Annotated in this window: 5 protein-coding genes; 2 read left to right on the top strand and 3 right to left on the bottom strand. The window is 59.2% G+C overall.

Annotated elements, in window-relative coordinates; translation table 11 throughout:
• Window positions 1-105: 105 nt before the first annotated feature.
• Window positions 106-762 (bottom strand): chromophore lyase CpcT/CpeT, encoded by a 657-nt coding sequence (locus NW837_RS08320; protein WP_414330584.1) that lies wholly within the window; start codon window positions 760-762, stop codon window positions 106-108.
• Between the two features lie 421 nt (window positions 763-1,183).
• Between NW837_RS08320 and rlmN the strand changes: the two genes are divergently transcribed.
• Window positions 1,184-2,242, top strand: a complete 1,059-nt coding sequence (rlmN, locus tag NW837_RS08315) for a 23S rRNA (adenine(2503)-C(2))-methyltransferase RlmN (protein ID WP_414330582.1) — start codon at window positions 1,184-1,186, stop codon at window positions 2,240-2,242.
• Window positions 2,243-2,269: 27 nt separating this feature from the next.
• Here rlmN and NW837_RS08310 read toward each other — a convergent pair whose 3' ends face one another.
• Together NW837_RS08310 and NW837_RS08305 are read right to left on the bottom strand one after the other, a co-directional pair.
• Window positions 2,270-4,066 (bottom strand): aminopeptidase P family protein, encoded by a 1,797-nt coding sequence (locus tag NW837_RS08310; protein ID WP_414330580.1) that lies wholly within the window; start codon window positions 4,064-4,066, stop codon window positions 2,270-2,272.
• A 126-nt stretch (window positions 4,067-4,192) separates the two neighbouring features.
• Window positions 4,193-4,567, bottom strand: a complete 375-nt coding sequence (locus NW837_RS08305; RefSeq protein ID WP_011432658.1) for a rhodanese-like domain-containing protein — start codon at window positions 4,565-4,567, stop codon at window positions 4,193-4,195.
• A 120-nt stretch (window positions 4,568-4,687) separates the two neighbouring features.
• Between NW837_RS08305 and NW837_RS08300 the strand changes: the two genes are divergently transcribed.
• Window positions 4,688-5,602 (top strand): hypothetical protein, encoded by a 915-nt coding sequence (locus tag NW837_RS08300; RefSeq protein ID WP_414330578.1) that lies wholly within the window; start codon window positions 4,688-4,690, stop codon window positions 5,600-5,602.
• Window positions 5,603-5,677 lie beyond the last annotated feature (75 nt).

The following is a 5,677-nucleotide window of genomic DNA, read 5'->3' as shown; positions in this document are numbered from 1 at the left end:
TCGTAACTTCCGCATTCCTCCCGACACTGACCCTACGGGTACAGTGCGGGGCTCCTGCGATTTCTAGCTGACGACGCGAACGGGATCCCCAGCGCCCGCAGCTGCTCAACCAGTCGCTCCAGCAGCCTCATGGTTCAGCACTTCAGCCCACCGGGGTAGGTACTGGGAAAAATCCTGTTTTTTGACAAACCGAAAAGGCCCGGATAGGGATCCCCAGATCACTTGATCGGTCTCCGGATCCCGACCTTGATCCAAGCTGTGAAAGTAGTCGGCTCCGATCTCAAACTCGCTGTACAAATAGGTGGTTCTGCCTTTGCGTTCAACAATACAGCCTTTGCCGGGCAGGCTGCGGCCCCGATAGCAGGATCCCGTCCATTCCACCTGGGTGACACAGCCGGGCAAGAGTTCCAACTCCGCTGCTGTCAGACCGGCCAATTTCCCCTTCGCGTAAGCGTTGCCTAGCAACAACTCCCGACCGGCGCACCTGTAGGAGTCAGGAGCTGTCAGAGCATAGTTTTGAACCCGGATCCCATCTGGAGTATCGAAGAGGTGGATCACCCGCTGTCGGTAAGGCTGCTCAGGATAAATGTCGTACAGTTGCTCCACGTAAAACCCCACCCCCTGCAACACCGACCAAGGCAAGGGGCATTGGTACACATGAATGTTGGCAAACCAGACGGGCTCTGCAATCGCCTGTTGTAGGTTGTTGAAGTGCCCTGCCATCCAGGTGGCCAGTTGAGCCAGTTGTGGGGAAACAGACATAGGTTCAGATGGATTCAATGGATTGAAATCGAGAAGATTCAGATCGAGCGCTCCTGATCCTGCAGACTTTGTCCAACTGTCAGGGACTCCGTCCCGATGGCGCACTCCATAACACACTCTACAAAACTACACCAGGGAATAGCTTGGTAGCCCTGTACTTGAGTGCGGGGTGGAAAAGCCCTTGGGCAACTTGATTTAAGGGAATTTAAGGGATTTAATTTAAGAGAGCATTGTTGCTTACCGTCACCCGCCCTGTCTCTGGCGGAGTTGTTGCCATGGGCAGGGGAACCGCAACCCTGTGGCGACGAGGCCGTTCGCGCCAGTCGGACGGAGTTCTTGAAGGGGATTGGGTTGCAGGGACAGGCTAGAGTAGAGGAGCCGGACTCCTGTGCCTCTTGAGATCTCGTCTAAGATGGTATTGATGTCGGCCCTACCCATTCCGCTGCTGGGGCAATCCTTGTCTGCTCTGAAAGACTGGGCGGTTGCCCAAGGACAGCCGGCCTATCGCGGGCAACAACTGCATGCTTGGATCTACCAAAAAGGGATCCGCTCCCTGGAACAGGTGACGGTGTTTCCTAGGGCTTGGCGAGAGGCGGTGCAAAGCTACCCAGTGGGACGCTCGCGCATTGTGCAGCGGACAGAGGCCCGCGATGGTACTGTGAAGTTTCTGCTGGGGTTGGCGGATGGGCAGTTGATCGAAACGGTAGGGATCCCAACGGCCAAGCGTCTGACGGTCTGCGTCTCTTCTCAGGTGGGCTGCCCGATGGCCTGCGATTTCTGTGCCACCGGCAAGATGGGCTACCGGCGCAACCTAGAGCTGCACGAGATTCTGGATCAGGTGTTGACGGTGCAGGAAGACTTTGGCCGTCGCGTCAGCCATGTGGTCTTTATGGGCATGGGGGAACCCCTGCTCAACCGCGATACGGTGGTACAAGCCATCCGCAGCCTGAATCAAGATATCGGCATCGGCCAACGGCATATCACCCTCTCGACGGTGGGGGTACCCCGGCAAATTGCCTGGCTGGCGCAGCAGGATCTGCAAGTTACCCTGGCCGTCAGCTTGCATGCCCCCAATCAAGACCTGCGGCAGCAGTTGATCCCCTCGGCAGCCCACTACCCTCTGGACACTCTGATCCAGGATTGCCGCGACTACATGCTGCGCACCGGGCGGCGAGTCAGTTTTGAATATACCCTGCTATCGGGGGTCAACGACCTGCCCATTCATGCCCGCCAACTGGCGCAATTGCTGCAGCAGGCCAGCCGGTCAGGGGTACAACTGCACGTGAACCTGATCCCTTACAACCCCATCTCTGAAGCTGACTATCAACGCCCCCACCCGACACGGGTCAGAGAGTTCGTCCGCCAGCTCGAACAGCACCAAGTGCGGGCCACTGTGCGCCAAACCCGTGGCTTGGATGGCAATGCCGCATGTGGTCAACTGCGGGGATCCTTCCTGCGTTCTTTGCCAGGGGATTTGTAATCGCCGCGCAACGCTTGCGCGAGTACATCAGCTCAGTCCGCAGGCGCGTCGTAACCAGGCGGCATCCTGTTCTGGCAAGGTGGCGTGGTGCATGGCGTAAACCTGCCGGTGATACTCGTCCAGCCAGGCTCGCTGCACCTCGTTCAACAGTTCCCAATCGATTAAGCGCCCATCAAAAGGGATCCAAGTCAGGGAGCGAAAGCCCATCCAGCCCTCCGGCTCGGGAATGGCAATCACCTCGTAGAGGTTCTCCAGGCGGATCCCACCCCATCCCGGCTGGTAGTAGCCCGGCTCGATGCTGTTGATCATGCCCACTTTGAGAGGGGTGCTGGCGCGGCGGTGGATCCCGTTGGGCCCCTCGTGGACATTCAAAAAGGCGCCGACACCGTGGCCGGTGCCATGGCCATAGTCCAGCCCGGCCTGCCAAAGGGTAGAGCGGGCGATCCCATCCAACGAGACTCCATAGGTGTCGGGGGGGAAGATCTGGCGGGCGCATTGAATGTGGGCCTTGAGCACCTCGGTATAGCGCCGCTTGCACAAGGGATCCGCGGGTTGCGGGCCAATCCAAACGGTGCGGGTATCGTCGGTGGTGCCCCCCAAGTAGTGGGATCCGGAGTCCAACAAAAACAGTTCGCCCGGCTGCAGCAGCTTTTGGGGATCCGGAGTGCTGTAGTGAATGATGGAGCTGTTGGCGCCGGCGCCGGCAATGGTGTTAAAGCTCAGGCCCACCCACTCCCCTTCCTCCCGGTAATGGGCCTCCATGATGGCGGCCACGTCGGCTTCGCTGATGGGGATCCCCTGTTGGATTTGCCGGTCGATCCAGGCCAGGGTACGGATCTTGGCCCGGCTGGCCTTGCGGTTGGCCAGGCGCATCTGTTCCAGCTCGGTGGGGTTTTTCACGGCCTTGAGGGCTTCTACTGGGTGCTCCAGCTCGCGGCAGCTCGCATCCTGCAGCAGCTCTTGAGTGCCCTGGGTGGTCTGCTTGGGATCCAAGCCCACCGGCGCGTAGCTCTTGGCCCATTGGGGCAGTTGTTGGCTGTAGGTCTCGTAGGGCCAGAGTTCCACCCCGGCTTCTGCCAGAAATTGCCGAGATCGGGGACTGAGCCGCTCCAGATCTGTGAATAGAGCCGCTCTATCTAGGCTGACCAAAGCATAGGCCCAAAACACTGGGTTGTAGGGGATGTCGGATCCCCGCAGGTTAAACAGCCAGGCCACCTGATCCAATTTGGTCAGGGGCAACAGTCCCACCCGCTTGCGGCGCATCTCCTGCCGGACTTGGGCCAGCTTTTCTGCAGGGGTGGCCCCGCTCAGGTGGGTGGGTACCGAGTCAATGGGCCGGTCAAAGGGAGCGGTAAGTCCCTGGGCCAACTTATCTACCAAGTTTTCCACGACCGGGATCAAAAGCACCCCTCCCGCTTGGGCATGGGCCTGCAACTGGCGATAGGTGGCCACTGCCACCGTAAAGGGATCCACCCCCAGGCGAAAGCCGGATCCCAGCTCTTCCACAATCTCCATCAGGCTGGGCTGATTCGGCAGACCTCCTTTGATCACTGTCAATAGATTGGGATCCACCTCCCGCTCCGCCTGTTCGTGATAGCGGGGATCCACCCACAGCCAAGCCCTGTCCCGGGTGATCAAGGCATCCCCCACCGAGCCGGTAAAGCCTGTGATCCACTGGCGCCGCTTGCGATGTTCCGGCAAATACTCATTGAGATGCTCATCAGCAGAGGGAACCCAAAAGCCATCCAGATCTTGTTCTCGCAGAAGCTGGCGCAACTGCTGCAAACGGGCAGCAACATCCAGGCGGGGTAAGGTTTGGAGCATGGCAGGAGTAGGGCAAAGCTGTTGTCATTCTAGACAAGGTTAGAAGTTTTCCCTTGCCCCTAGCCCTTGTCCCAAGGGGAGAGGGAAGCTTCCAATGCTGCAATCAGAACAAGAGCGCCCCTGGGTTTAGCGCTCCTCAGGAAAACCCGCTTCCCGCCAAGCCCGCATGCCCCCATCCATCGAGATCACCCGACGATAGCCCATTTTCTGTAGGTTATCGGCTGCCAACGCCGAACGAAACCCGCCGCCGCAGTACAGGACGATCTCCGCTTCTTTGTCGGGGATCACCCTCTCGATGTCCCGCTCAATGATCCCTTTGCTCAAATGGATGGCTCCGGCAGCGTGGCCGGCTTGCCACTCCGACTCTTCCCGCACATCCACAAAATAGAAGGGATCCCCTTGCAGTTGTTTTTGCCTGACCTGCTCGACTGTCAGTTCTTGGATGCGGCTTTTGGCCTCGTTGACCAGGGCCAAGAAAGCTGGAGAGTGCTGGGGAGCCATGGAGAACAGGCGCTATGAGCCAAAGCTTATTTCAATCGATCTTATCTGGTCTGGACTTTGGGATCCCAACTGCCCTAAGGCTAGACTGGGATCCAGATTTGCCGGCTGGAGGCCCATGGCTTGAAATCCCGATCTAACTTTCCGCAACTGCTTTGGCCCCTTGCTCTGGCCGTGAGCTGGAGCATCCCCCTTGGATTGACAGCCGGTCACGTCAGCCGGACGGAGTCCTCGGCTTGGGCCCAAGCTGCCCCGATGCCCCTAGAAAGTGGGATCCAGCGGCAAGTTTCCAGCCCACCGCCAGCCGCCCTGGTGGAGTGGCTAAGCCAGCAGGTGGCCGCCGCCAACCGGCGGGATTTGCCAGGGGTGATGGCCGGCTACAGCCCCGACTTCCGCCACCGAGATGGGCTGGACCGGGAAGAGGTGGAAGGTGCCATCCGCAAGCTGTGGAGCTCTCATCCCAAGCTCACCTATTCGGCCCAGATCCTCTCCTGGCGGCAGGTGGGCCCTGAGATTGTTGCGGATATTCTCAGCCAAGTAGAGGGATCCCAATCCTCGGTGCGGGGGGACTTTCAGGTAGAAGCCTCTGCCCTGGTGCGCAATCGCTATCGCCCGGATCCAGCCAATCCCGGACAACTGCTGTTGATTGACCAAGAAGTGCTGCGGGAGGCCAGCACCCTCACCTCTGGATCTGCCCCTCCCACCGTCACCTTGAACCTGCCGGAGGTGGTCAAACCGGGATCCACCTATTCGCTGCAGGCGATTGTGGCAGAGCCTCTCACCCACTCTTTGCTGTTGGGCGCCGTTGCCGAACAACCCGTTGCCGGGGCGGGCTACCCAGAGGTGACCTCGTTTGCTCTCGAACCTCTACAGGCCGGAGGGATCTTCCTACAGGCAGATGCTCCGCAAGAACCCCGTTCTGAGTGGATTTCTGTGATGTTGGTTAACCAAACCGGCATCACGCTGGAGAGTCGGCGTCTTATCGTCAGCGATCGCTTGGCTCTGGAGGGATCCCTGGCCATCCCCACCGTCCCTTAGGAAATCTTCAGGATGATGAGGAATGGCTCTGGGGTAATCTGGACAGGCAGTTGAGCTTGTTAAGATGGGAAACTA

This window comes from Synechococcus sp. R6-10 (genome assembly GCF_047461815.1).
Classification (GTDB): Bacteria; Cyanobacteriota; Cyanobacteriia; order Thermostichales; family Thermostichaceae; genus Thermostichus.
This window is presented reverse-complemented; position numbering and strand designations above follow the sequence as displayed.

What these genes read in the sequence shown, in the direction of transcription:
- rlmN (WP_414330582.1), top strand. Translation starts at nt 1,184, where the DNA reads ATGTCGGCCCTACCCATTCCGCTGCTGGGGCAATCCTTGTCTGCTCTG.
- NW837_RS08320 (WP_414330584.1), bottom strand. Translation starts at nt 762, where the DNA reads ATGTCTGTTTCCCCACAACTGGCTCAACTGGCCACCTGGATGGCAGGG.
- NW837_RS08305 (WP_011432658.1), bottom strand. Translation starts at nt 4,567, where the DNA reads ATGGCTCCCCAGCACTCTCCAGCTTTCTTGGCCCTGGTCAACGAGGCC.
- NW837_RS08310 (WP_414330580.1), bottom strand. Translation starts at nt 4,066, where the DNA reads ATGCTCCAAACCTTACCCCGCCTGGATGTTGCTGCCCGTTTGCAGCAG.